This is a genomic window from Syntrophales bacterium (assembly GCA_030655775.1).
Classification (GTDB): domain Bacteria; phylum Desulfobacterota; class Syntrophia; order Syntrophales; family JADFWA01; genus JAUSPI01.
The window spans coordinates 1-23,887 of the sequence record JAUSPI010000044.1; the positions used below are offsets into that span (position 1 = coordinate 1).

22 protein-coding genes and 1 tRNA gene are annotated in these 23,887 nt (G+C 43.8%); 10 read left to right on the forward strand and 13 right to left on the reverse strand.

Going from position 1 to position 23,887, the window contains the following annotated elements; genetic code table 11:
- Positions 1–15: 15 nt before the first annotated feature.
- Positions 16–336, reverse strand: a complete 321-nt coding sequence (gene trxA, locus Q7J27_02400) for a thioredoxin (GenBank protein MDO9527991.1) — start codon at positions 334–336, stop codon at positions 16–18.
- A gap of 628 nt (positions 337–964) precedes the next feature.
- Between trxA and Q7J27_02405 the strand changes: the two genes are divergently transcribed.
- Entirely contained in the window at positions 965–1,675 is a 711-nt protein-coding gene (locus Q7J27_02405) for an MTAP family purine nucleoside phosphorylase (protein MDO9527992.1), read from the forward strand.
- Positions 1,672–2,184 (forward strand): cob(I)yrinic acid a,c-diamide adenosyltransferase, encoded by a 513-nt coding sequence (locus tag Q7J27_02410; protein MDO9527993.1) that lies wholly within the window; start codon positions 1,672–1,674, stop codon positions 2,182–2,184. The genes Q7J27_02405 and Q7J27_02410 overlap by 4 nt, the downstream gene beginning before the upstream one ends.
- Positions 2,185–2,553: 369 nt before the next feature.
- On the opposite strand, the gene Q7J27_02415 is transcribed toward Q7J27_02410, so the two are convergent.
- The 4 genes from Q7J27_02415 to Q7J27_02430 form a co-directional block, all read right to left on the reverse strand.
- On the reverse strand, positions 2,554–2,988 hold the full coding sequence (locus Q7J27_02415) for a hypothetical protein (GenBank protein ID MDO9527994.1): 435 nt from the start codon (positions 2,986–2,988) through the stop codon (positions 2,554–2,556).
- 163 nt (positions 2,989–3,151) lie between these two features.
- Complete coding sequence (locus Q7J27_02420) at positions 3,152–3,607, reverse strand: ACT domain-containing protein (GenBank protein MDO9527995.1); 456 nt, start codon at positions 3,605–3,607, stop codon at positions 3,152–3,154.
- Between the two features lie 154 nt (positions 3,608–3,761).
- The gene (locus Q7J27_02425) at positions 3,762–5,060 is read right to left on the reverse strand and encodes a phenylacetate--CoA ligase (GenBank protein ID MDO9527996.1); all 1,299 of its coding nucleotides are present in this window, start codon (positions 5,058–5,060) and stop codon (positions 3,762–3,764) included.
- Between the two features lie 557 nt (positions 5,061–5,617).
- Entirely contained in the window at positions 5,618–6,520 is a 903-nt protein-coding gene (locus Q7J27_02430; GenBank protein MDO9527997.1) for a prenyltransferase, read from the reverse strand.
- Between the two features lie 340 nt (positions 6,521–6,860).
- Between Q7J27_02430 and Q7J27_02435 the strand changes: the two genes are divergently transcribed.
- The 3 genes from Q7J27_02435 (at position 6,861) to Q7J27_02445 (ending at position 9,854) form a co-directional block, all read left to right on the forward strand.
- Positions 6,861–8,924 carry a PAS domain S-box protein gene (locus Q7J27_02435; protein MDO9527998.1) on the forward strand — a complete coding sequence of 688 codons (2,064 nt, stop codon included), beginning with the start codon at positions 6,861–6,863 and terminating at the stop codon, positions 8,922–8,924.
- Between the two features lie 92 nt (positions 8,925–9,016).
- Positions 9,017–9,091: transfer RNA gene (locus tag Q7J27_02440), tRNA-Val, on the forward strand.
- A gap of 85 nt (positions 9,092–9,176) precedes the next feature.
- The gene (locus Q7J27_02445) at positions 9,177–9,854 is read left to right on the forward strand and encodes a lysophospholipid acyltransferase family protein (GenBank protein MDO9527999.1); all 678 of its coding nucleotides are present in this window, start codon (positions 9,177–9,179) and stop codon (positions 9,852–9,854) included.
- Between the two features lie 22 nt (positions 9,855–9,876).
- Here the strand turns inward: Q7J27_02445 and Q7J27_02450 are convergent, their stop codons facing one another.
- The 3 genes from Q7J27_02450 to ade form a co-directional block, all read right to left on the reverse strand.
- Positions 9,877–10,401 (reverse strand): gamma carbonic anhydrase family protein, encoded by a 525-nt coding sequence (locus Q7J27_02450; protein ID MDO9528000.1) that lies wholly within the window; start codon positions 10,399–10,401, stop codon positions 9,877–9,879.
- 217 nt (positions 10,402–10,618) lie between these two features.
- Positions 10,619–11,611, reverse strand: coding sequence for a KpsF/GutQ family sugar-phosphate isomerase (locus Q7J27_02455; protein ID MDO9528001.1), 993 nt, complete (start codon positions 11,609–11,611; stop codon positions 10,619–10,621).
- A 283-nt stretch (positions 11,612–11,894) separates the two neighbouring features.
- Entirely contained in the window at positions 11,895–13,535 is a 1,641-nt protein-coding gene (ade, locus tag Q7J27_02460; protein MDO9528002.1) for an adenine deaminase, read from the reverse strand.
- A gap of 307 nt (positions 13,536–13,842) precedes the next feature.
- Between ade and Q7J27_02465 the strand changes: the two genes are divergently transcribed.
- Positions 13,843–14,826 (forward strand): M20/M25/M40 family metallo-hydrolase, encoded by a 984-nt coding sequence (locus tag Q7J27_02465; protein ID MDO9528003.1) that lies wholly within the window; start codon positions 13,843–13,845, stop codon positions 14,824–14,826.
- A 127-nt stretch (positions 14,827–14,953) separates the two neighbouring features.
- Positions 14,954–16,213 (forward strand): ATP-binding protein, encoded by a 1,260-nt coding sequence (locus Q7J27_02470; protein ID MDO9528004.1) that lies wholly within the window; start codon positions 14,954–14,956, stop codon positions 16,211–16,213.
- On the opposite strand, the gene Q7J27_02475 is transcribed toward Q7J27_02470, so the two are convergent.
- The 3 genes from Q7J27_02475 to Q7J27_02485 all read right to left on the reverse strand — a co-directional run bounded on the left by Q7J27_02475 (position 16,200) and on the right by Q7J27_02485 (position 18,619).
- Positions 16,200–16,397, reverse strand: a complete 198-nt coding sequence (locus tag Q7J27_02475) for a hypothetical protein (protein MDO9528005.1) — start codon at positions 16,395–16,397, stop codon at positions 16,200–16,202. The two genes, Q7J27_02470 and Q7J27_02475, sit on opposite strands and share 14 nt — an antisense overlap.
- Complete coding sequence (rfbB, locus tag Q7J27_02480; GenBank protein MDO9528006.1) at positions 16,378–17,436, reverse strand: dTDP-glucose 4,6-dehydratase; 1,059 nt, start codon at positions 17,434–17,436, stop codon at positions 16,378–16,380. The genes Q7J27_02475 and rfbB overlap by 20 nt, the downstream gene beginning before the upstream one ends.
- 223 nt (positions 17,437–17,659) lie before the next feature.
- Entirely contained in the window at positions 17,660–18,619 is a 960-nt protein-coding gene (locus Q7J27_02485; protein ID MDO9528007.1) for an MBL fold metallo-hydrolase, read from the reverse strand.
- Positions 18,620–18,808: 189 nt separating this feature from the next.
- Here Q7J27_02485 and Q7J27_02490 point away from each other — a divergent pair, with 189 nt between their 5' ends.
- Entirely contained in the window at positions 18,809–20,290 is a 1,482-nt protein-coding gene (locus tag Q7J27_02490; GenBank protein ID MDO9528008.1) for an FAD-dependent thymidylate synthase, read from the forward strand.
- Between the two features lie 112 nt (positions 20,291–20,402).
- Positions 20,403–21,680: a M48 family metallopeptidase gene (locus tag Q7J27_02495; GenBank protein ID MDO9528009.1), complete on the forward strand. Its 1,278-nt coding sequence runs from the start codon at positions 20,403–20,405 to the stop codon at positions 21,678–21,680.
- A 60-nt stretch (positions 21,681–21,740) separates the two neighbouring features.
- Here Q7J27_02495 and Q7J27_02500 read toward each other — a convergent pair whose 3' ends face one another.
- Positions 21,741–21,941, reverse strand: coding sequence for a cold shock domain-containing protein (locus tag Q7J27_02500; GenBank protein ID MDO9528010.1), 201 nt, complete (start codon positions 21,939–21,941; stop codon positions 21,741–21,743).
- Between the two features lie 308 nt (positions 21,942–22,249).
- Here Q7J27_02500 and radC point away from each other — a divergent pair, with 308 nt between their 5' ends.
- The gene (gene radC / locus Q7J27_02505; GenBank protein ID MDO9528011.1) at positions 22,250–22,936 is read left to right on the forward strand and encodes a DNA repair protein RadC; all 687 of its coding nucleotides are present in this window, start codon (positions 22,250–22,252) and stop codon (positions 22,934–22,936) included.
- A gap of 94 nt (positions 22,937–23,030) precedes the next feature.
- On the opposite strand, the gene Q7J27_02510 is transcribed toward radC, so the two are convergent.
- Positions 23,031–23,882: a site-2 protease family protein gene (locus Q7J27_02510; GenBank protein ID MDO9528012.1), complete on the reverse strand. Its 852-nt coding sequence runs from the start codon at positions 23,880–23,882 to the stop codon at positions 23,031–23,033.
- Positions 23,883–23,887 lie beyond the last annotated feature (5 nt).

Below are 23,887 nucleotides of genomic sequence, written 5' to 3' on the forward strand. Positions count from 1 at the left end.
CACGGAGACCCCGCGCTACATATTTTTCTTTAATAGATCTTCCAGACGATCCTTCGACGTAAGGCCAACGATTGTATCCTGCAACTCACTGCCTTTAAAGAGCATAAGAGTTGGGATGCTCCGCACACCATACTCGGCGGCCGTCACAGGGGCGTCATCCACATTCAGTTTTACAATCTTGGCTCTGCCCTGGTATTCTTCCGCAAGTTCTTCCACGATTGGTCCTATTGTCTGACAGGGACCGCACCACGGTGCCCAGAAATCGACCAGAGTCGGCTTTTCTGATTTAATTACTTCTTCTTCAAAATTACTGTCATCCACATGTATTAAACTCATCTATTTTTCCTTCTTTCTAAGATTTGATGCACTCGTGAAAAGTCCAACTCTTGTCACTCCCGCGCAGGCGGGAGTCTATAACACCTTGCAATAACTGGATTCCCGCCTACGCGGGAATGACAGAGAGGAACGAAATCCGACTTTTTACGAAACCATCAAAAATGTAACTGCCGGAAATTCTACAGTTTTGGAGTAATAATACAAAGCTTTTACAGCCTTCTGTGTATAGAGTCTTTATTCACAAACTGCGTTTTTTGCGCAGATGTTGGTACCAGTTCAAGCAGCAAGATTTAGTTAAGAGTGTAAAGTGAACTAAAGTGAGCTAAAGTGCTTAAAGTTTAAAAATGCGCTTTCAGCGCAGCCCGTTTCGAATTTGACCGCGCCGAAGGCGTGTACATTAACTTTAGCTCACTTTAGGCACTTCAAACTTTAGGCACTTTTGGGGTTGCAACTTTGCCGCTTTAGGACTTCAATATAGTTGCTATGTTGAATAATGTCAAATGCTAAATCAATCTCAAATTTAGCAGGGACTGATGCCCTCATCGAACTTAAATCCGGTTTTGACAGCAGACCGTTAATTTGATATTGGTTGTTCGACATGGGTTAAGCGTTTACCTAGGAGGATCAAGTGAAACGATTAGGAATCATTTCAAGTACCGTTCTGCAGGACAGTGAATTCTTTAAAAATCTTGAAGAGAGAACAATGGAAAACGAGTTTGGAAAGGCCATAGTCCTCATTTCCGATACGGTAGCTTATATCCCACGGCATGGAGGAGACCCGGAACATCACATTCTTCCTCATCTGGTCAATTATCGAGCTAACTTGAAGGCATTGAGTGATCTCGGAGTTGAGGAAGTAATCAGTACCAATTCGACGGGTTCTCTGAAAAGGCATTTGAAACCCGGGATGCTTGTTGTACCGGATGATTTTATTGTGCTTTCCGGCGGGCCAACCATATTCGACACGAAACCAGTTCATATCACGCCGATCTTAAGTGAAGAGGTGCGGCAGAGATGGATTGAAGCGGCTCATGGGTGTGGCATAGATGTCATAAATGGTGGTGTCTACTGGCAGACCGTGGGGCCGAGGCTTGAAACCATAGCTGAAATCAAGATGATGTCCATGTTTGCTGATCTGGTAGGAATGACCATGGGAAGTGAGGCAATAATAGCAAGAGAATTGGATTTGCGTTATGCGTCTCTCTGCTCCGTTGATAACTATGGTCATGGTCTTGTAGAGAAGCCGTTGATTATGGAGGAGATATTGGAGGGTGGCCGTAGACATGCTGAGGCGATTGTACGAATTGTCACGAGATATATTGAAAGGAGAAAGGTATGAAATTTTCCAAGCGGGGAGATAAGGGAGAGACAAGTCTTCTTGGCGGACAGCGGATACCGAAATATGATCCGAGACCAGACACATACGGGACGCTTGACGAGGCGAGTTCCGCGCTCGGTGTGGCCAGAGCCATGACAGGAAATCAGAAAATCAAGGATATTATTCTTGAGGTACAGAAGGATCTGCTTGTCATGGGGGCGGAGCTTTCCAGTTTCCCTGAGGATTTCGATAAGCTGACTCACAGGATAGATGAGAAAGATGTCAGTCGCATAGAAAATATTATAGATAAACTTCAAAAGGATGTCGAACTGCCAAAAGAGTTTATATATCCGGGGAAAAGTGTTGTATCTGCTCAGATAGATGTAGCAAGAACGATCATAAGAAGAGCAGAGAGGAAGGCAGTACGGTTAAAGAAGGATGGGTTAATCAGCAGCGATGAAATAACTAAATACCTCAACCGACTTGCTGACATGCTCTTTACATTAGCCAGATTTGAGGAGAACGCCTAAGTTTGATAGTTTCGTAAAAAGTTGAGTTTCCCCTCCCCCGGTGGGAGGGGACAAAGGGGAGGGGGATATAACCGCTTGAAATGTCGTTGCTTTCACCCTCACCCCTGCCCTCTCCCATCCAGGGAGAGGGAGGTTTTTGACCGGGAGCGCACCCGCAAGCCCCGCCTTGTAGGCGGGGTAAGGGGCGCAATATAATTAAATTATTCCTTACCGGGAAGCCCCGCCCTGTGGGCGGGGAGCTTCACTTTTTACGAGCGCATCAAGCTTTATGGGGACAGATTTTAAATCTGTCCCCATGTTCTGAAGTAATCCGTGACTACCCTGTAGCTCCGGGAGATGGTACTGGGGTAATCTGCGAAATCTGTGAATTTAAAACGCCCCCAGCTGGCAGGAAGATATTTTAATTTTTAACGTTTCACACGCTGAGGAGACTTCCATCCTTGGAATGCCGAACTTACCGGCTATTTCCCAGGCAGTCGCACAGGGAAGGCGATTATCAGACAGTGTTTTCAGAATAGCCTCTTTAAGTTCAGGAGATACTTTCTCGGCCGGCTTGGCGATTTTCTTTTCAGGAAAATATCCATACAGGCCCAACTGGCATTTGTTTATGCGCATTTCCAGAAGGTCTATGGAAATGCCGACTTCGGCCGGCGGCACCTTCAAATCTCCGGAAATTTTGTGACCGGAAGCACACGATATTCTTCCATTTATAGCCTGCAGTTTTACAGCCTCGGCAATTTTGCTGTCCAGTTTCTTGTCAGGCAGGTGTTTTGCAGAGTAATTTCCAGCATTTTCGTGAGCCATAATATCCCCTCTGATACTAAATGAAATTGTAATAAGGTTGCGGTCGGGTGTAAAACCCGACCCTGCAATTTAGTAGCGTGGCATTTTATATGCCACCGCAAGCTCTGCAATTTAGTAGGGTGGTATTTTATATGCCACCGCAAGCTCCTTTTCACAAAGCCTCTTAATATTTCAAATAATGAAAGGGCTCTATTGCTGAAAGAGATTCAGTGTCCAGTGTTTCAAATCCCTTCTTTTTGAGCATTTCCTGAGTCTTTTCCAGTTGATCTACTTCAACGACAAATACCGCTTTCTTCCAGCTCTCGATAACGAAGCCGTAAGCATTCTCAATATTGATATTTTCGCCGGCAAGTACCTGAACCAGTTTATCCAATCCACCCGGTTGATCATCAATAACAACGGCGATAACGTCCTTTAAGGAAACCGTCAAACCTCCTTTTGATAAAACCTTGCGGGCACGTTTAGGGTCATCCACTATGAGATTGATAATCCCGAAGTCACCGGATGTGGATATTGTTGTGGCTCTTATATTTATCTTTTCCTTTGCAAGCAGACCGGTAATCTTTGCCAGCCTTCCAGGTTTATTTTCCGCAAATATTGAAATTTGATAGGCCGTCATATTATTACTCCTGTTCTAATCTTGATGTATTCGTAAAAAGTCGTCACTCCGGTGAAAACCGGAGTCCAGACCGCATATAACTACTTTAAAAAACTGGATTCCGGCCTTCGCCGGAATGACAAAAAATAGTGTTTTCTGACTTTTTACAAGACTGTCACTTTTCTCTGTTATCTATGACCCGTATCGCTTTTCCTTCAGTTTTCGGAAGGCTGCCGGGTTCAACCAGCTCCACCCTGGGGGTTATAAGGATTTCGCTTTTGAGTTCCTCTACAATTTTGTATCTCAAGTTTTCAAGCTGCTTTAAGTTTCCCGAGAAAAATTCTTTTTGCACCTCAACCCTGACGATCATGTTATCATTGAGTCCCTCCCTTTCCAGAATAATTTGGAAGTCGGTTCCCACACCCGGTATTTCCATAAGCTTTCTATCTATCTGAATGGGAAAGATGTTTACCCCTTTCAGAATCATCATATCGTCGGTTCTCCCCTTTATCCTCTCAATTCGTTTGTGAGTCCTTCCGCATTCACAGGGTTCCGGGATTATCCTGGTTAAGTCACTCGTCCTGTATCTTAAAATAGGCATACCCTCCCTCATAAGCGTTGTAAGGACAAGTTCTCCTTCCTCGCCATAGGGCATAGGTTCAAGAGTGTCAGGATCGATGATCTCCGCAAAAAAACTGTCCTCCCAAATGTGCATTCCGCTCTGAAATGGACATTCAAAGGCCACCCCGGGCCCGTTCATTTCTGAGAGGCCATAGGAGTTATAGGCCTTCAAGCCATAAATTTCTTCAATTTTCCTTCTCATTTTTTCTGAGTGGGGTTCAGCTCCGAGAAAAGCAATCCTCAATTTGATGTCAGTTTGGGGATTAACACCTGCTTCCTCAAAGATAGTGGAGAGATGCAGCGCATAACTGGGTATAATATGGATAACCGTCGTACCGAAATCCCGCATAAGCTGTATCTGCCGTCTGCTGTTTCCAGCACCCGCAGGTATAACCAGTGCACCTATTTTCTCCGCACCGTAGTGGAAACCGAGACCGCCGGTAAAAAGTCCATAGGTCATCATATTCTGAAAGACGTCGGTCTTTCTCATACCGGTCATGTACATGGAACGTGCCAGGAGATTGGTCCATACATCAATGTCCCGTGCAGTATGAAATATCACCGTTGCCCTGCCTGTCGTTCCGGAAGATGAGTGCATTCTCACCAGTTCATCCATGGAAACCGCCAGAAATCCATAAGGCCAGTGTTCCCTCAGATTCTCCTTGGTGGCAAAAGGCACTTTTTCTATATCCTTGAGAGAAGTAAGCTTATCAGGATCCAAGCCTATTTCATCAAACAATTGTCCGTAATAGGGAGATTTCTTTGCTCTTCTGAGGGTCTCTTGTAATTTTGCAAGCTGAAAAGCCTCCAACCTGTCTCGTGGCATTGTTTCATCTTCTTTTCCCCAATACATTTTCAATCCTTAGCCTCCGTGTTCTCGTGAGACCTTGAAAAAAGGTCTCAATCCGGCATAAAATCTATCTCCAACAGGTTTCCGGCCGTTTGCAAAACCCGCAAACGGTTAGTTTCGAGATGTTTGCATAATACACATATTGTCATTGCGAACGTAGTGAAGCAATCTCAAATCATCTGTAATTACAGGTAGATTGCCACGTCGCTTCGCTCCTCGCAATGACAAGAAAACCAATTATGCAAACCTTTCGTTTCATGGTTTGTACAGTTCAATTCAGAATTTATCAAGACAAAATTGACAAGTTCGTAAAAAGTTGAATTTCCCCTCCCCCGGTGGGAGGGGACAAAGGGGAGGGGGATATAACTGCTTGAAATGTCGTTACTTTCACCCCCCCTCCCATCAAGGGAGAGGGCGGTTTGTGACCGGGAGCGCACCCGCAAGCCCCGCCTTGTAGGCGGGGTAAGGGGCGCAATATAATTAAATTATTCCTTACCGGGAAGCCCCGCCCTGTGGGCGGGGAGCTTCACTTTTTACGAATGCATCAAATTTGTCTGTTATCACCGGCCAATAAACAGGCCAATTGCAAGCAATACGGGGGTTATGATATTTATTATAACGTTCCTGCCCATATACGGTATCAGCTTCGGTATATCATCTGCATATCTGGTAACACCTCTCACTGTAGGAACTGCAAGGAAAATAGAAGCAAGTGCCAGAAAGCCTTCCAGGGGAAGAGCTCCGGACAGGTAGCCAAGGATGACTGACACGTATGTGGCTGTAAGGAACACCTTATAAATCTTCGCACTGGCCTTTCTCCCGATTGTAATAGGCAAATGCCTTCTTCCGACCCACTTATCCGCCTCAACATCTGGAAACTGGTTCAGGAGCAACAGATCGCTCACAAGAAAAAAGGGGACAAGGGATGCAACAAATGACGTCCAAGAGTATGAACCGGTGAGGACAAAGTCGGTACCCATAACCATCAATGGGCCAAAGCCCAGTCCGGGAGTAATTAAGCAGAGAAAAGAACTTCTTGTAATCAGCTTTGTATAGGTAACGATAATAATAAGGCCGACTGCTCCCAGGGGTAAAAGCCACAGCCCCCTGACATATAGAAAGTACATACCTATAAGCGCTGTGATGGCCAGTGTTATAATACCTGTAATCAACGCAAAGTGGGCTTTTTCAGGACTTTTGGGAAGGGTCCCGCTGCCGCCGCTGAATGGGGTGGGCTGTGTATGGAAGTCCAGCCCGCTCTTGAAATCATGGTATTCGTTAAGGGCATTCACGCTTATATGTGCCGAGATGGCGCCGATAAGTGCTAACGCAAGGTAAAGCAGGTTTAATGTACTTCCTGACCATACAGCAGTGGCAACACCAAGCATAACACATGCCGGGGATAATATGAGAAAGGGTAAACGCATGGGGCCAAATATTACCATACTGTGTGTATTACTCATCAACAAAAATCTCCAATTGTCTACCAGAAGGATTGATGGAGAGCTTTGAAAAATACGCATATTGTCATTGCGAATCCGCCTCAGGCGGATGAAGCAATCTCCAATTACCTGTAGTTACGAATAGATTGCTACGTCGCTTCGCTCCTCGCAATGACTTGGGAGATGTTTTTCAAAGCTCTCTTATGCCCTTCGGAGAAGTTCTTTGCCATAATCTCTATAATCTTTCTATTGGTTCGGTCAAGTCCTTTCTTGTGGGGGATTAGCTTGCAATTGATTTTACTTTCAAATATGATAAAAAATATGGAAAACTGATTTGTTTGTCTAATACGAGGAGGCTAAAGTGATAAAAGTATTTACAGAATCTAAGGTGGCCATTGTTGGGGGTGGAAAGGTTTGTAAGGAGATACTTAAGATTGTTTTAGGCCCCGTCTTTGGTAATATAAAATCAAATATTTTAGGTGTCTGTGACATCGATGATAAGGCAAGAGGATTTTTGTATGCCAAAAAGAATGGAATTTATACAACTGATGATTACAGGGAGCTTTTAAAATTTAAAGAGTTGAACACGATTGTCGAGTTAACGGGAAATGACCGTTTTTTGCAGACCCTGAGAAAAAAGAAACCCCGTGGCATTAGATTGATAGACCATTTTGAGGCCATGTCTTTATGGGATTTCCTTCAGATAGAAGTAAAGAAAAAAACCATGGAAGAGCAGCTATGTAATGATGTCATACGGACATATAAATTAGGAGACAAAGTATGCGCAGGAATAAATAAGAGATTTGAACAATTCTCTGAGGAGCTTAGCGATATTGTAAGTGAAAGGACCAAACATCTTCAATCTGTAGAAAAAATGCTTGTCAGACGCGATCAAACGATTTCGCAAATCATTCAGGGAAGTACTATCCCAACTTTTGTCATCGACGAAAACCATTTTGTTACACACTGGAACAAAGCATTAGAAAGAATGACCAATCATAAAGCCGAAGATGTCATTGGAACTAAAAATCACTGGAGGGCATTCTATTCAGAGGAGAGGCCATGTATGGCTGATCTTATTGTAGATGGAATAGACAGGGAGGGAATAAGGGAATTTTATAATGACAAAGCATCTTCGTCACCCCTTATGAAGGGGGCGTATGAAGCTGAAGATTTTTTCCCCAATATAGGGGATTCCGACAAATGGCTCTTCTTTACCGCTGCACCTATCAGGGGACTTGACGGGAAGGTTCGCGGTTCCATTGAAACCCTGCAGGATACGACGGAACAGAAAGAAGCGGAACGGAAGATTGTGGAGTCATACCATGATCTGAGAGTATCGGAAGAAAAGTACAGGACAATGTTTGATGCCGATCCTAATCCCATTATTATTGTTGACAGAGAAACCCTGGGTATCCTCGATGTAAATGCAACTGCCGTGGATTGTTACGGATATTCGAGGAATGAGTTCCTGGGAATGTACTTTTCAGCTCTGGTACATCAGTCAGATAGGGAAATTGTGAAGGATTTGAAGAAGATCACTCTCAATCACTCAAAATTCTATCCCAAGAAATTGCACACAAAAAAGGGCGGAAATCTTTTTTACGTTAATCTTCATGTTCGTTCGGTTGTATTTATGGAGAGAGACTGTTTGATAGCTTCCACCCCTGATATTACGGAAAATGTAGAAAAGGAGAATCTGCTGGTTCAGGCCAGTAAAATGGCGACGCTGGGCACGATGGTTTCAGGTATTGCCCATGAGCTCAATCAGCCTCTCAATGTAATTCAGGTCTGTTCTGATTATTTCATTAAGGTGATGAAAAAGAATGAAGATATCAAAAGAGAAGATTTATGTACGATGGCTGAAGAGATAGAGAGAAATGTCCAGAGGGCGGATCAGGTTATAAATCATATGAGAGATTTCGTCAGACAGTCGGATGTTAAAAGTGAGAAGATAAATATAAATGCCCCTATTCTGGATGTTTTTAAGATACTTGGTCAACAGTTGAGGGTACACAGAATAGAGGTGGAGCTGGATTTGACTAAAGATCTGCATTCAATAATTGCAAATCATAACAGGTTGGAACAGGTATTTATAAATTTAGTGACGAATGCCATGGATGCACTCGATGAAAAGGACAGCCAGTTGAAAGATCAGGAACTGCGGAAGATTTTGAAAATAAGGTCTTTTGTAGAGAATGGCCGGGTAGTAGTAACGGTGTGTGATAACGGAACAGGAATTCCTGAGGATATAAGGGATAAAATTTTCGAACCTTTCTTTACAACAAAAGAGGTAGGAAAAGGTGTGGGTCTTGGGACAAGTATCAGTTACGGTATTGTCAACGATTATAACGGTACCATCAAAGTTGAAAGTGAGGTAGGTAAAGGCACGACTTTCAAATTGTCTTTTCCCGCTGCACCGTAATGGCATGAACAAGTGGCCAAAACAGGGTGCGACCTCCTAAATTTCTATTGAAAAAGAAGTTTCTTTGGAGTAGTGTTGCCGGAATTGAAAATGGGCGGTTAACTCAGTGGGAGAGTGCTACCTTCACACGGTAGAAGTCACTGGTTCAAATCCAGTACCGCCTACCATAAAAATGATAGGGGTCGGTCGTGGAAGATTGATCCCTTTTACGTTTATTTGCATTCTCATGCCATTATGAGAAGCTGAATCAGGATGAGTATAAAAAAAGAATTAAAATACTTCATAATAAAGACCTTTCTGACTTTTCTTGCCTATTATGCCCTCATTATATACGCGAAGACAATCAGGCTGAAGCTGGAAAACGAAGAAGAGCTGAAAGAATATCTGCAGAATAACGGCCGGGTCATAATGTATAGCTGGCATCAAAGGTTTTTGTGGGGCTTTTATCTGCCCAGGATATTTGGTCAATCCCCCTGCATAATGATAAGTCAGAGCAGGGATGGGGATTTCATAGCCGATATCGCCAGTCGGGCCGGGTGGATACCGGTACGTGGGTCGAGCTCGCGTGGAGGGAAAAAAGCGCTGCAACAGATGATTGCCGGAATGATCGAAAATCGCGTGGGAGGTCACGTTGTGGATGGACCCACGGGGCCGCCCCGTATCGTTAAGCCGGGTCTCGTCATACTGGCACAGAAAACCGGATCATCCATCTGTCCCGGATTTATTTCTTATGAAAACCCCTGGATATTCAATAGCTGGGATAGATTTATGCTTCCCAAGCCCTTTAGCAGGGCTTTGCTTCGCTTTGGTCCCCTGGAAATCATTTCTGAGGAAATGGATGCCGAGCAATTTGAGGATGTTCGTCTGAGCATAGACAAGAAATTAATAGAAGGGTATGAAGAAGCGGATAGTTACTGGAAGAAAAACTAACTGAATGATAACTCCCGGCTCCTCAACTGATTAATTTCATCGTTTTTTGATATTGCCGGGAAAGTTTCTTGTAAAGTTCGACTCCTGTCTTGGCATATGATTTTTGATCGTCGGTCACATCCCTGATTATCTTAGCAGGAGTGCCGGCAACAAGTTTTCCGGCAGGTATATGCATGTTGTTGAGGACAACAGAACCAGCACCGATAATAACATCTTCCTCACAAACCACTTCGTTCAGAAGAACTGCACCAATTCCGATTACACATCTCGACTTTATGTGTACGTCATGCATGACTGCGCTATGTCCGACAACAACATCCTTCTCTATAATAACCCGTGCTCCCGGATCGACGTGTATTACCGCATTGTCCTGAATATTCGTGCCATCCTGGATTATCGCAGGTCCAAAATCTGCTCTTATCACAACCCCCGGCGCTATAAAACATCCACTGCCTATTTTGACATCTCCGATAATGACCGCTTCCGGATGGACAAAAGCCTCCGGAGAGATATCAGGTTTCTTCCCATCAAATTCATAAATTGGCATAAACAACCTCACAAAGGATTGATTTATTGAAAGGTTTGCATAATTGGTTTTCTGGTCATTGCGAGGAGCGAAGCGACGTGGCAATTTATTTGTAATTACAGATAATTTGAGATTGCTTCACTATGTTCGCAATGACAATATGTGTATTATGCAAATATCTCTTATTCTACGGACACAAAAAAGTGTGACGCGGTAATATTGATGTATTCGTAAAAATTCACTGAGATATTGAAATTCGCAGGGTGCCCCCTCTTCCCAGAATGTCATGAAGGTGGATGTACCCCTTAATCTGATTATCCGTATTTACAACCAGAAAGGTTGTAATTTCATTTTTTTCCATCGCTTCTATAGTCTGGCCAATTGACATATTTTCATCTATAGTTTTGGGTGACCTTGTCATTAGGTCATCCACACTTTTCCCCTTGAAAATTACTCCATTCTTCACACAGCGTCTTACATCACCATCCGTTAAGATACCTAAAAGATGGTTTTCTCTATCCGTTATAATGACAAATCCAAGGTTTTTCTTATCAATTTCGTCTATTGCCTGCAGTACGGGTGTCCCGGAAACAACTCTGGGTATCTGTTTTTTATTGATCATTACATCCCTGACCTTGGCCAGCAATCTCTGCCCCAGTGTTCCTCCCGGATGAAATTTGCGAAAGTCCTGCTCGCTGAAATTTCTCTTTTTGATAAGGGCTGCCGCAAGGGCATCTCCCATCGCCAACGATGCTGTGGTGCTCGATGTAGGAACAAGGCCGAAAGGACAGGCCTCCCTTTCAACACCCACATCAATAACCACATCACTCATTCTGGAGAGGGCCGAGGAGGTATTACCTGTAAAAGCTATAAGCGGCACACCGATATCCCTGGCGCTGGAAATAAGAATGTTTAGTTCCAAGGTCTCCCCACTGTTGGAAATTGCCAGCATGACATCGTTCTTTGTAACAATACCAAGATCTCCATGCATCCCTTCTACAGGATGGATAAAGAGGGCCGGGGTACCTGTACTGGTCAGAGTGGCCACAATTTTCCTTCCGATAAGACCGGATTTACCTATACCTGCAATTATTACTCTTCCTTTGCTTTTGTAAATAATCTCTACGGCCTCGGAAAAGTTTTTATCTATCCTGTCAATAAGACTTAAAATACTTTCAGCTTCTATTTTAAGAACTTTCCTCGCCTCTTCTATTGATTCATCTTTTCCCATGAGAGAAAATCCCCTTTTTGTCTTTTTTAAAAACGTCCTGTAATGCCTGTTACAGGACGAAACGACTTCTACAAATTAGACGTCACAAAATCAAGCTAAATTTGACAAGTTCGGAAAAAGTCATAAACTGTACCATTTGTCATCCTGAACTCGTTTCAGGATCTCACTTGTTTCAGCATCTAATTACTTCAGTAAGTTAGAGACCCTGAATGATCCTGAAACAAGTTCAGGACATGATTTTGGGTGACAAAAAAAGACTTTTTACGAACTTCTTAAACTAAAATCATATTTCTTTAAAAACGTCAATAAATTCAAATTTATCACTATCAAATAACCCTCTGTCACTTAACTTTATACTGGGAATAACCAATAAGGCCATTAAGGATAAGGCCATAAGGGGTGCATGTAATGCTGAACCGAGGGCTTTTGCCATACTGTCCATTTCAGCGTATCTTTTTGCTACACTGGAATAATCATCGTTACTCATGATTCCGGCAATTGGCAAAGGCAATACCTCCTCACGATCTTGAGATACCGCACAGACACCGCCTTTATTTTGAATAATCAAATTAACTGCCCTGCAAATACATTCATCACTGACACCAACGGCTATAATGTTGTGTGAGTCATGGGCCACACTGGAAGCGACGGCTCCATTTTTCAGTCCGAAATTTTTGATAAACCCGACCGCTACATTTGCGCCCTTATAGCGATTTACAACGACCATCTTCAATATATCCCTTTCAACATCCGATACAGCACAGCCATTTTCTACCTTCGGAGGCACAATCAATCTGTTTGTAACCAACTGCTGGTCAATCGTCTCGATTACATTTATATTTCCATTTTTGTACGAAAGCTCAAAATCTCCGACTTTCTTTTCATCTACATTAAATTTGTTCACTATCTCCGATGTGCCCCCGGATATAAATGACCTGCCTTCTTCCGCCACAACTTCTCCATTAATATAGGTCTTTAAAATATTAAAGTTGTCGAGACTGTCTACCAGAATGAAATCAGCGCTATCTCCCCTGCGCAGCAGTCCCACATCCAAATTGTAATGCAGGACAGGGTTAACACATGCGACTCTGAGAACTTTCATCACATCAATACCATGGGCTAAAGCCCTCTTTACAAGTTCATTTATGTGCCCCTTCATCAGATCATCCGGGTGTTTATCATCGCTGCAAAACATACAGCTGCCATAGTGTTCTTCAACAAGTGGTATCATCTCTTCAAAGTCCTTCGACGCGGAACCCTCTCTGATCAGAATTTTCATCCCCAGTTCTATTTTTTCCAGGGCCTCTTCCCTTCTGACACACTCATGATCCGTGGTTATCCCGGCATTTATATACTTCTCAAGATCGTTACCACGCAGCCCCGGGGCATGACCGTCTATCGGCTTTGCGTATTTCCTGGCAATATCTATTTTCCCTAAAACATCAGGATCACCGTTTAAAACACCGGGAAAATTCATAACCTCCGCCAGGTACTTTATCTGATCCAGTTGCAAGAGTTTCTCTATATCTTCAACACCTATGGATGCTCCACTGGTCTCAAAGGGTGTTGCGGGCACACAGGAAGGCGCACCAAAATAAAATTTCATTGGCACAGTTTCTCCGTTTTCAATCATAAACTTAACCCCATTCACACCTAAAACATTGGCTATTTCATGAGGATCAGAAACTGTGGCAACCGTGCCGTGAATTGCAGCTATCCTGGCGAATTCTGATGGGATCAACATAGAACTTTCTATATGGATATGTGCATCAATCAGTCCGGGAACGATATAATTTTCATAATCGTTATTTTCCCGTACAATACCCACGATCCTGCCGTCAGAGATTATCAATGTCCCGGGATATACTTCTGAATTTAAAACATCAACGATGTTACCTGAAACTGAAATCATTTCCTTTCCCATAAAACCTGCTCTCTTGAACGTTCCATTCTGTTTAAAGGCACTGCAAGAGTCTATCACAAAACAAGTATCACATTTATTTCACGAAAGACTCTAAGCATCGGTTCCTGCTTTAGGCGATGGTGGTTTACTCTATACACAAAATTAGTGAAAATCCAGACAAAATCCAACGTTTGCCCTTTTGTGAAGGAAAGGATTGATGGGGATTTTTATCCTTGACCACATCTGTCACACCTATATAATACACTGAGTGCCGGATTATCTGTTAGTGACTGAAAAATAATTAACTCAAACCCTGAGGCAAAAAAGGATGCGTTATTTTTTATTAGTGCTTGTCCTCCTTATCGTTTTTCTGGTGTACTCCGTCCTGAAGGTAAAGTTTATCCCCTCTGTTTCCGTTCCAGGGTCAGCTTTAAACATTAGCGGAGATAACACCCACCAGTTATATGAACATGTAAAATATTTAAGTGTCCGCATCGGTTCACGGAGCGTTCATGATTACGAAAAGCTGGAAGCAACAAAACATTATATTGTATCGTATCTCGAAGATCTCGGTTATACCCCCATACTCCAGGATTGCAAATATAATGGCAAGATATACAACAATATCATTGTATCCATAAAGGGGGTAAAGCATCCAGACGAGACGATTGTCTTTGGTGCTCACTACGATACGGTTTATGGTACGCCAGGTGCCGATGATAATGCCAGTTCCGTTGCTGTCTTGCTCGAGATCTGCCGGGCATTGAAAGATTTTTCACCTGGGAGGACGCTGAAGCTGATATTTTTTACCCTTGAGGAACCTCCGCTGTTCAGATCGAAACTTATGGGAAGCTATGTTTACGCCAGTGAAGCGAAGAGAAAAGGCGAAAATATCTGTGCCATGGTCTGTCTTGAAATGGTTGGATATTATAGTGACAAGAAAGGCGGCCAGACCTTTCCCCTTCCCTTTATGAGCTTGGTGTATCCTTCTACCCCTAATTTCATAGCTGTTGTTGGTAACTTAACATCGATAAATCTTGTAAAAAGGATAAAAAATTCTATAAATAAAAGTTCCGAGATTCCGGTTGAAACGTTATCAACAGTCGGTTTTGTTCCCGGTGTAGACTTTTCCGATCACCGCTCATTCTGGAAGATGGGATATCCCGCTGTCATGATCACAGATACAGCTTTTTATCGAAATCCGAATTATCATAGCGTAAAGGATACTATCGACACTTTAAATTTTAATAAAATGTCGAGTCTTCTTGTTGGATTGGTGCAGGTTGCCAAAGACCTTTCCGGTTCTCCTTAAAGATATAAATAGCAATATCCTTACAGGCCGGCTAAACAGATTTCCTGCAGCGAGTCTATGAGAAGGTTTACGATTTCCCTTGAAATTTTCTATTTTAAATGCATAATTACAGGTTCATGGGAGATATATGATGGAAGATACTTACATCAAAAGGACTCTGGAGCCAGTCCTTGAGCATGCATCCAGTGAATTTCCCGTAGTCATTCTGACCGGTCCCAGACAATCCGGCAAGACAACCCTGATGCTTCATCTTTTTGCCGGCAGGTACCGCTATGTTTCCCTCGAGCTGCCTGATATTCGCGCATCTGCCTCTGCGGACCCGCGCAGCTTCATCGAAATGTATCCCCCTCCGGTGATCTTCGATGAGATCCAGTATGTTCCGGATCTGCTTCCCTATATCAAAGAGAGGGTAGAAACACAAAAGGGGATATGCGGACAGTACCTGCTGACGAGTTCCCAGAATCTGCTCGTTATTGAAAAAATGTCCGAATCGTTTGCCGGGCTGGTGGCTATATTACGTCTTCTTCCACTATCGTGGCGTGAGACAGCAGGGCAATTCCAGGTTGCCCTCCCGTTGGAGTTGAAGAAAACGAAGAGGAGCCGATCACTTTCGCATCTGGACATCTGGAAAGACTTCCTGCGGGGCGGATATCCGGAACTTGCTGTGCACAAGGAGCAAGATGTGACTCTCTGGCATACCGACTACATTCAGACCTATCTTGAGAAAGACATTCGCACGCTTCGTCAGGTCGGAGATCTCACGCTGTTTAAGAATTTTCTGAGGGCGCTGGCGGCACGAAGTGCACAACCCCTGAATCTGACAAGCCTGGCGCGCAGCCTTGGTATTGCCGTGGCTACCGTAAAAACCTGGCTTTCTTTACTGGAGGCTACATTCCAGGTAATCATCCTCCGGCCGTACCACACAAGCATCAAAAAACGCATTGTTAAGATGCCCAAGATATATTTTACTGATGTGGGAAACCTTTGCTGTCTGGTGGGTCTGCGGGAACCGGAACATGCGGCCTTTGGCCCCATGGGAAGTGCGATCATGGAAACGGCTGTACTTTCCGAAATCATAAAGATGTTTGTGCACCAGGGTCTGAAACCACGGGTTTACTTCTGGAGGACTTCCGCCGGTACAGAAGTGGATATCGTTATGGAAACCGGAACAGAACTCATTCCTGTCGAGGTGAAGACTTCTGCAAAGCCAAGGCCGGCTATGACTTCCGGCATTGAGGCATTCCGCGAGGCACTCGGACACCGTGCAACGTCCGGCTACATTGTACATACCGGTAAAGATCGTCTCACATTCAGTTCTGGTGTAATTGCACTGCCATTCACCGAACTTTCGCTACCGACGATTTATTCCAGGATTAGCCCGTCTTAATAAGACCTTGAATTTTGCCATAAATAGTCTGAATGGTCATTCCCGTGCAAACGAGAATCCAGTCCCCGATCAGGTCGAGGACAAGCATTTTTAACTCGTTATGGATTCCCACTTTCGTGGGAATGACAAAAGGGGGGCGTTCTGTAAAGTTCTCAGAATTTCTCCTATTGTCCGTATTGTTCATCTATCCACTTTTGATACTCTCCGCTTTTGACCCGCTCTGTCCAGGCCTCGTTTCCGAGATACCATTCAACCGTCTTCCTGAGACCGGTTTCAAACGACTCCTCCGGAGACCAGCCCAAATCCTGCCGTAACTTTGAGAAATCGATCGCATATCTTCTATCATGACCGGGCCTGTCATTGACAAAGGTGATCAGATCCCTTCGGGAATTTCCACCTTGAGGGGTTAGAATCTCATCAAGTATGTCACAGATCATTTCCACAACCACAATATTTTCCATCTCCGAATCGCCGCCAATATTGTAAGTTTCTCCCCTTTTACCCGATTCCATAATAGTCCAGATGGCACGACAGTGATCCTCCACATAGAGCCAATCTCTCACATTCTTACCGTCCCCGTAAACGGGAAGAGGTTTCCTCTCTACCGCATTCAATATGATAAGCGGAACCAGTTTTTCCGGAAACTGGTAGGGCCCATAATTATTGGAACAGTTGGAAATCGTTATCGGCAGATCGTATGTTGCATGGTAAGCCCGAACAAGGTGGTCCGAACCGGCCTTTGAGGCGGAATAGGGGCTGTTCGGGCGGTAAGAAGTTGTTTCGGTAAACAGTCCTTCTTTACCGAGACTCCCATAGACTTCATCGGTACTGACGTGGTGGAAGAGAACAAACTTGTCATGGTGGGCCCTGGCTACTTCCAACAGATTGAAAGTGCCAATAATATTGGTATTGATAAAGCTCTCCGGCCGTTTGATGGACCTGTCAACATGGGACTCTGCCGCAAAATGACAGATCGTATCAATGTCATAGTGCGTGAACACCTCCTCCATAGCGGCCAGCTCACAGATATCCGCCCTTCGAAAGATGTATCTATCGGAATATTTTTGTTCTATGCCCTTCAAGTTTTCAGGATTTCCGGCGTAGGTCAGTTTATCGACATTGATAATCGTCCCTTTAAAATCGGATTTTTCAAACATATAGTGAATAAAATTGCTCCCAATGAAGCCACATCCGCCGGTTACCATCATGTTTTTTATTTCCATATTTCTCCCCATCAGTTGAAGCTCCCCGCAACAAGTTACGGGGAACGAAGTAATTCGAAGAATAATGCGCTCGCTGTTCAGTTCAAGACCGTATTAACATGTATATTATAATAGAAAGTCTGTCAATAAAAACACTGCTTTAACACTGTCACTTTTTTCTTAACATATGAACTTATTTAGATATAATAAGGCCAATCCACGTGCAGGGGAATCAATGATACTCCTATGCTGCAAAGGTCAGTTTTGTTCCTGACATATTCAAAATGAATTGATCCGGCATTTCCTTTTCAATATGCATAATCGCTTTTCTGCCGGTACAGTGAAGCGGTATCATATATTCGGGATCAAATTCCTTCAGTTCTTCCGTCGTCCTGCCTATAATCGGTTCGAATGCCGGACCTGAAAGATGAAAGCCCCCCATAATTGTAAAGACCTCATCGATACCCGTAACAGCCTTGGCATAATTTACCGTATTGATAATGCCGGAATGTGCACATCCTGAAAGGACAATAAGGCCTTTTCCCTTTACGTGCATCACAATTGAGGTATCATCTTCTATGGGATCCCATTTTTCAACGCCATCTTCCTCAAAATGAGCGCTGGGAAATCCCTTTTCAAAATCTGTTTTACGCTCTATCTCCCCTAAAAACAGAACGTCACCATCTAAAAGACTATAAGGCTCTTTTGTTTCCACAACTTTGACCCCTGCCTTTTCGACTATTTCCCTTGTAAATTTCAGGAAATAAGCCTTAGAATCTTCTCTCATTTTCAAATACCTTGGAAACCTGAACGCACTCGGGTGGAGAACCAATTCTATTCCCTCTTTACCGATCATTCTGACAAGCTTCCCAAGACCTCCAATGTGGTCAGTATGACCATGAGAAAGGGCCATCACCTCAACTGCCTCCATCTCCACACCAAGCACATCAGCATTAAAAGCCGCCCCGCCTTCTGAAAACCCGAAATCAAACAACATTGTTCTCGTCTTATCTCCTGTTGTAGTTTTGACTATAGCTGAATAACCATGTTCCGCCAGAATGGAATTTTTTATTTTCCCGTCCTTGGCAATCTTCGCCCTCGATATAACGGCACTATCATCCATCGCTACAATATCTATATTGTTGTCCTGTAGTGTTAGTATCTCGACCTTGTCAACCTCGTTTAAAATAATCTCCCCGTTCATAGTTCCCCCTCTTTTTATTTAATACATACAAGATTAATCTATCATCCCTATAATTACATTGTCAAAATCTTTATCAGGGAAAGCTGTTTGACCGCGATTTCAAATCCTGCTATAAGGAATTCGATATTACCTGTGGGGAACAGACTCCAAAACAGGTTTCATAATAGAAAATCGGAGGCAAACTCTACTTTGAATATAATTCTTGCCGGATACAATCTTGATTATGAAATTATAAAAGAAATCGAATCATCAAAACCCGATGTAAATACCCTCACACCTGAGACCATCTCCGCTGCTTATGCCCGTATCAGCAGAAATCCCCACCCTGTAAATAAACTGAGAGAAATGGCCAGGAACGAAGTTGAAAAGGCAAGGCAGTCCAACCGTAATATCGTCTTCGGCATGGGACACAGTTCCATCGCCGAACATGCCGTCTTCAACATAGATGTCCTTGACGTTTCACGCCTCCTCGTTGAGGAAATCGAAAAGTTTCGCCTCTGTTCCTACACAGAAAAATCGCAAAGGTATGTCCTGCTGAAAGACGACTTTGTCATTCCTGAAGAAATACGGCAAACAGGTATCGAGGATTCCTACATTAATACTATCAAAGAGCAGAACAAATTTTACCATGAGTTATATTCATCTCTTAAACCGTATGTCTTTGAAAAAAACAAGGAGATGGCATCTGATCCGGCAAACCACAGGGTTTTAGAAGGATGGGCAAAGGAAGACGCAAGATACATTATTTCCATGGCAACTGAAACCCAGCTCGGAATGACCCTCAATGCAAGAAACCTTGAGTTAATGCTGAGGCGCTGTGCCGCTCACCCTCTGGCCGAGGCCAAGGAGTACAGCGAAAAACTCTACCGTGCAACGAAAGATATTGCCCCCTCTCTGATCAGATACACAAAGCCGACCGAATTTGACCTCATGACGAGGCCGGACATGAAGACAAAGGTGACAGAGTTGATTGGAAAACGGGGCGGAGGAGCTGAAAAGGGAAGAAACACCGAAGAAGATACTGTCATCCTCTCATATTCAACACCTGATGCCGATGACAGAACTGTGGCCACACTTATACACTCTTCATCAAACATTCCCTTAGAGGAGTGCATGACAATTGCCTCTTCCATGGAAAGAGAAGAAAAGGAAGAAATTATCAAAACCGCTTGCCGGTATATGAAATCATATGATGCCGCCCTTCGGGAATTTGAAAACGTCGACCTCCTCTTCGAGCTCACCATAAGTGCAACATGCTTTGCCCAGTTGAAACGGCATCGGATAGCCACTATAACCTGCCAGGATTACGACCCAACACTTGGCATCACAATACCGCCAGCGATATCCGAAACCGGAATGGAGAGCCGTTTTAGAGATGTCATATCCAGGACAGAGGAAACTTATAATCAGATAAAGAAATTGGCCCCGACCGCGGCAGCCTACATACTGACTAACTCCCATCGAAAAAGAGTTGCCATAAAGATAAACGCGAGGGAGTTATACCATATCGCCCGACTTAGGGTAGACAGAGACGCTCAGTGGGATATAAGAGAAACTGCCGAAAAGATGCTGACACTGGGAAGAGAAGCAATGCCCCATACTCTCATGCTGGCCACTGGGAAAGACGGTTTTACCTCACTCTACGACCAGTACTTTGCCGACGTGAAGTAGGGGCCGATGTCCTCATCGGCCTTAAACAGGCCTGTTCGGGGAACAGGCCCTACATTCTTTATTTCTACAAACGGTGGCATATAAAATACCACCCTACAGAATTGTCAAAAATATGATTCAATTTAACCTTCTGCTCCTTGTTTTCCTTATTGTCTTTGCAACCAGTTCTGTTTTTAGATGGACCCTGACACAGATCAACATCCACAATCTCCGCAGATTCGGTCATCAGGTTCCCGAAGTCTTCCGCGGGGAAATAGATACTGAAACCCTCTCCCGAATGACCGACTATACTGTAGATTCCTCCCGGTTGAGCTCCATCGAAGCTCTTTCTGGCGATCTAATCATGCTCGCCATACTGTTGAGCGGGTTCTTGCCATGGGTTGTCGGTACTCTGCTGTCACATAACCCACACTTCATTCTGTCAGGACTCCTGTTCTTCGCTGTCCTTGCGGCAATCAGCGGTATCTCGGACATCCCGTTCAGTTTTTACAGCACTTTTGTGATCGAAAAAAGGCATGGCTTCAGCACCATCACCTTAAAGCTTTGGATAACTGATCTACTGAAAAATCTGTTTATTTCGACCCTTCTAATGGTTTTTCTCTTCTGTCCTTTGCTGGCGCTGATCTACTACGCTGAAAAAACATGGTGGCTATGGGCATGGATGTTCTTTGCCGCTTTTCAACTCCTCATGCTGTGGCTTTACCCGATCGTTATCGCCCCTCTGTTCAACAAGTATGAACCGATAAAAGATCAGGAACTGGAGCAGAGGATCATATCCATAATGGAAAAAGTGGGACTCAAAACAAAGGGGGTCTATCAGGTTGATGCGGGAAGAAGAAGCAAACACACCAACGCCTATTTTACCGGCATCGGGAAAACCAAACGGATCGTTTTATTTGATACCCTGCTTGAATCCCATACATCAGACGAAATCCTCTCTGTTCTTGCCCATGAAATAGGGCACTGGAAAAAGAAACACATCATGAAACAACTGCTGTTTATGGAAATTGTCTCCTTTTTTCTCTTCTATCTTGTTTACCGTCTGATGGACTGGTCACCAATGTATCGAACCTTCGGTCTTGAAACAAACATACCCTATGTGGGACTTTTTCTTATAACTGCTCTCTTCAGCCCGTTTTCCTTTTTCTTTACCCCTCTGGTTTCGATGGTCTTCCGAAAGTTTGAACGGGAAGCGGATGACTATTCATATTGGCTTTTAGGAAACACCAAACCACTGTGCAGCGCACTCAGGCGTCTCGCAAAAGACAATCTTGCAAACCTCCATCCCCACCCTGTTTACGCCTGGTTTCATTACTCCCACCCTCCTCTCACCGAGCGAATCGCACGGCTTCAAAAAATGCAAAAGATGGTTGATGAAACACCAAAATAAAAAGGGCATCTCATCAACGAAATGCCCTTCTATAATCTTTATAAATATATGATCGCGAAACTAACTTTTAATAACGTTCTTTGCTACAGGCCCTCTATCACTTTCTTCCACGTCAAATGACACTGGGTCACCCTCAGCAAGGGACTTGAACCCGGGAGTGTTGATGGAGGAGTAATGAACAAAAATATCCGGACCGTCTTCTTGTTCAATGAACCCATACCCTTTTTTTTCACTAAACCACTTTACTGTCCCGTTTGCCAAAACGCTAACCTCCTTTCCAAAATTTTACATAATGATCCCAAACTTAAGGCCGCCACTCTGGCAAATGGAGTACTTCTTCAGAGCAAAACCGACCCGCAACAACCAAGCCATTATAATTTAGCATCTGGAGGGTAAAACATAACTTCATAAAAAGTCAAGTGAAAAACGGCCTTTGAATACTTGAAAAATTATATCAAATCACCATTCCCTCCCCTTGTAAAAAGTTGTTACGTTGGATTATTGCTTGAATGGATATTAAAATCTCCGTATAATCTCTCAATGTAACTATCTTAATCGACAAGGTAACCATGAACTCCGACCAGCCTCACTATAAAGAACATCGCCAGCGACTGAAAAGTAAATTTTCTGAATCGGGGCTTGATTTATTCCATGATTACGAAGCGTTAGAGCTTCTTCTGTCCTACGCAATTTCGAGGAAAGATGTGAAGCCCCTGGCTAAGACACTTTTGGAAAAGTTCGGTGGCATTAAAGGCCTTCTGGACGCCGAGACAAATGAAATAGAAAAAGTAAAAGGCATGGGTGCTCATACGGCTATCCTTATAAAACTTGTGAAGGATCTTGGAACTCTGTATTTAAAGAAGAAAGTAAAGGATAATCCCCAGATAACATCCACAGACGAGCTGTTGAATTACTGCAAGGCCTCGATGGGTGGGCTGAGGGACGAGAGGTTCAACGTAATCTATCTGAATGCTCAAAACAGGATTATAAATATAGAAACCATACAGGAGGGGATAGTTAATCAAGCAGTTGTTTATCCAAGGAAAGTTCTCGAAAAAGCATTAAAACACAAGGCATCCGCAATAATACTCGTTCATAACCATCCTTCCGGCAACGTGAAACCTTCAGAGGCCGATATTAAGCTGACGAAGGCCATCCAGGAAACTGCCAAGGTGCTTGAAATACTTGTCCACGACCATATTATCATTGGAGAAAACAAGTTTTTCAGCTTCAGGGAAAAGGGAATGCTGCCTTAGCAAGAGTTCCGAGTTCCGGGTTCCGGGTTCAGAGTTCCGGGCTTGGTGTCTCGATCAGAACTCTGAACTTTAAACTCGGAACTCTGAACTCTTTTCAAAATGGAACCGGCGTAAAGGTAACCACAAACACAATCAGGGTTATTAAACCTATGGTCTTCCTCCTCTTATCCAGCGGCACCCAGTCATAGGTAACTGGCGGATGATTAACACCCATAAAAAGGAGAAGGCCCGCCCATACCAGCCACCCGCTCCAACCGGCAAACCCCAACACTAAGAGCATAACCAATATAACTTTAGCCAAAATCCTTTGCCTGGACCCGAATATTGCATACGCCACATGCCCCCCATCCAACTGCCCTACGGGAAGAAGATTCAGACAGGTAACCAAGAGTCCTATCCATCCAGAAAATGCTATCGGATGGAGAATCAGACTTGTATTGTCCGGCATGAAACCATGAACAATCCAGTTGAGAAGGGAGAAAAGGATAGAAGTGCCAAGATGTATTCCGCCTGTTGTTGTTTCAGGCACTATTTCAGAAAGGACCAGGCCGATAAAAAGAACTGGAATTGCTACAATAATTCCGGCAAGGGGACCCGCCGCACCGATATCAAGAAGAATCCTCCTGTCCATGATCGGTGATTTCATCTTTATAAATGCCCCGAATGTTCCTATAAAGGATGGTGCCGGAATAAAATACGGTAAGGTCACGTCTACATTATGTTTCCGTGACATGAAGTAGTGTCCAAACTCGTGGCAGCCCAATATCAGAAGGAGGGTAAAGGAAAAGGGTATTCCCTTCCATAGATACCGGGGGTGCTCAATAGGATTTATACCCTGCTGCAGAGTACCTGCAATCAGGGTAGTCAGAATGGTGATAACAAAAAGGATTAGATTGATATGGGGGAGCCTGCGTTTCCTATCAGCAGTAAAAAACTGATCATCCATAAAAT

Excerpts from the sequence above, each read along its gene's own strand:
- Q7J27_02455 (MDO9528001.1), bottom strand. The coding sequence starts at position 11,611 with ATGGGAAAAGATGAATCAATAGAAGAGGCGAGGAAAGTTCTTAAAATA.
- Q7J27_02420 (MDO9527995.1), bottom strand. The coding sequence starts at position 3,607 with ATGACGGCCTATCAAATTTCAATATTTGCGGAAAATAAACCTGGAAGG.
- Q7J27_02495 (MDO9528009.1), top strand. The coding sequence starts at position 20,403 with ATGATTCAATTTAACCTTCTGCTCCTTGTTTTCCTTATTGTCTTTGCA.
- Q7J27_02415 (MDO9527994.1), bottom strand. The coding sequence starts at position 2,988 with ATGGCTCACGAAAATGCTGGAAATTACTCTGCAAAACACCTGCCTGAC.
- Q7J27_02430 (MDO9527997.1), bottom strand. The coding sequence starts at position 6,520 with ATGAGTAATACACACAGTATGGTAATATTTGGCCCCATGCGTTTACCC.
- radC (MDO9528011.1), top strand. The coding sequence starts at position 22,250 with ATGAACTCCGACCAGCCTCACTATAAAGAACATCGCCAGCGACTGAAA.
- Q7J27_02410 (MDO9527993.1), top strand. The coding sequence starts at position 1,672 with ATGAAATTTTCCAAGCGGGGAGATAAGGGAGAGACAAGTCTTCTTGGC.
- Q7J27_02475 (MDO9528005.1), bottom strand. The coding sequence starts at position 16,397 with ATGAACAATACGGACAATAGGAGAAATTCTGAGAACTTTACAGAACGC.
- trxA (MDO9527991.1), bottom strand. The coding sequence starts at position 336 with ATGAGTTTAATACATGTGGATGACAGTAATTTTGAAGAAGAAGTAATT.
- Q7J27_02425 (MDO9527996.1), bottom strand. The coding sequence starts at position 5,060 with ATGTATTGGGGAAAAGAAGATGAAACAATGCCACGAGACAGGTTGGAG.
- Q7J27_02470 (MDO9528004.1), top strand. The coding sequence starts at position 14,954 with ATGATGGAAGATACTTACATCAAAAGGACTCTGGAGCCAGTCCTTGAG.
- ade (MDO9528002.1), bottom strand. The coding sequence starts at position 13,535 with ATGGGAAAGGAAATGATTTCAGTTTCAGGTAACATCGTTGATGTTTTA.
- Q7J27_02465 (MDO9528003.1), top strand. The coding sequence starts at position 13,843 with ATGCGTTATTTTTTATTAGTGCTTGTCCTCCTTATCGTTTTTCTGGTG.
- Q7J27_02485 (MDO9528007.1), bottom strand. The coding sequence starts at position 18,619 with ATGAACGGGGAGATTATTTTAAACGAGGTTGACAAGGTCGAGATACTA.
- rfbB (MDO9528006.1), bottom strand. The coding sequence starts at position 17,436 with ATGGAAATAAAAAACATGATGGTAACCGGCGGATGTGGCTTCATTGGG.
- Q7J27_02510 (MDO9528012.1), bottom strand. The coding sequence starts at position 23,882 with ATGGATGATCAGTTTTTTACTGCTGATAGGAAACGCAGGCTCCCCCAT.
- Q7J27_02445 (MDO9527999.1), top strand. The coding sequence starts at position 9,177 with ATGAGTATAAAAAAAGAATTAAAATACTTCATAATAAAGACCTTTCTG.
- Q7J27_02450 (MDO9528000.1), bottom strand. The coding sequence starts at position 10,401 with ATGCCAATTTATGAATTTGATGGGAAGAAACCTGATATCTCTCCGGAG.